General features: G+C 39.4%; 1 protein-coding gene and 1 pseudogene. Both read right to left on the bottom strand.

What is annotated here, in order from left to right; all coding sequences use genetic code 11:
* Nucleotides 1–37 precede the first annotated feature (37 nt).
* Nucleotides 38–535, bottom strand: coding sequence for a hypothetical protein (locus EI164_RS16360; RefSeq protein ID WP_192521025.1), 498 nt, complete (start codon nt 533–535; stop codon nt 38–40).
* A pseudogene (locus tag EI164_RS16355) lies at nt 535–989 on the bottom strand (hypothetical protein); the annotation flags it as partial. The pseudogene EI164_RS16355 and the gene EI164_RS16360, both read right to left, overlap by 1 nt.

The raw sequence follows: 989 nt of genomic DNA, 5'->3' as shown, positions 1-989 counted from the left end.
CATTGTCCCCTTTGGAATTATTATTTAGGGGTGACAACTATCCTGCCATAGGGGGGTAGGCATAAGTTTTATTGGTAAGGATATATTTTTTTCTTTGTACTTGTGAAAATTTATTATAATCATTTATTGGTATTCGTTTATAACCTAGTTGATCAGCTTCCTCGGGATAGTATTTAAAATAACGGTCGAAAGTTTTTTTTAATGATGGCACTGAATACCATAAGCTTTCCTCTTTTCCGACAAGTTCGTCTCCGACTTCTGCTTGGACGTGTGCTAAAAAATGTGCTATTCGCAGAGGAGTTGTCATTCCAAATTTTGGCATATATTTATTTAGTAAGGCTCTCACTACCTCCCGCTTGCGAGTATTAGCGTCAGGGAACATTTTTTGCATTTGTTGTTCGGTTATGAGAACTGCGACCTGAGTAATCTTAGCTTCCTCTACAGTTAGTTTGTCACTAGCTTGAGCGCATGACACTTTCTCTTGACCTGTTAAGATCTTAAAAACTTCAGGGTTACAGGTGTTAGAGTTACTCATTACATACTCTCCCTACCATCAACATTTATCAAATGGATTTTAATGTCTTGCTCAATGGACGTACTCATAATCTCAGTATAACCATCTTCATCAGTCGTACCTTCAAACACTTCGCCAGTTATTTCAGCCTGTGCAATATAATCGGTAAAGCTATAAGGGATGTCATCATCATCGGCGAATCTTACTAGAGCCTTATATTGTCCATGTTTTAAGTGAACCTTAATCTCATCAGGATCAGAGCTATAGAAAGTCTCAGTATTTCCTTCAATATCGGTAACACCCTCAAACGTCTCTTGCGTATTCTCATTGATAGCAATATATGGTGTGTTGGCATAAGGAATATCATCGTCGTCAGCGAACTTAAATTGTGCTTTATACATTGCGCCAGCCACTAAACTAGGCAACCCCGCCAACCCCTGTCCATCCATCCCGCCGCCATCACGACTATGCTTAC

Origin of the sequence: Psychrobacter sp. FME13 (genome assembly GCF_014861395.1) — a bacterium.
Taxonomy (GTDB): domain Bacteria; phylum Pseudomonadota; class Gammaproteobacteria; order Pseudomonadales; family Moraxellaceae; genus Psychrobacter.
The sequence above is the reverse complement of the archived record's forward strand: the minus strand, read 5'-3'. Positions and strand labels throughout refer to the sequence as shown.

Coding starts and splice junctions, on each gene's coding strand:
- EI164_RS16360 (WP_192521025.1), bottom strand. CDS start 535: ATGAGTAACTCTAACACCTGTAACCCTGAAGTTTTTAAGATCTTAACA.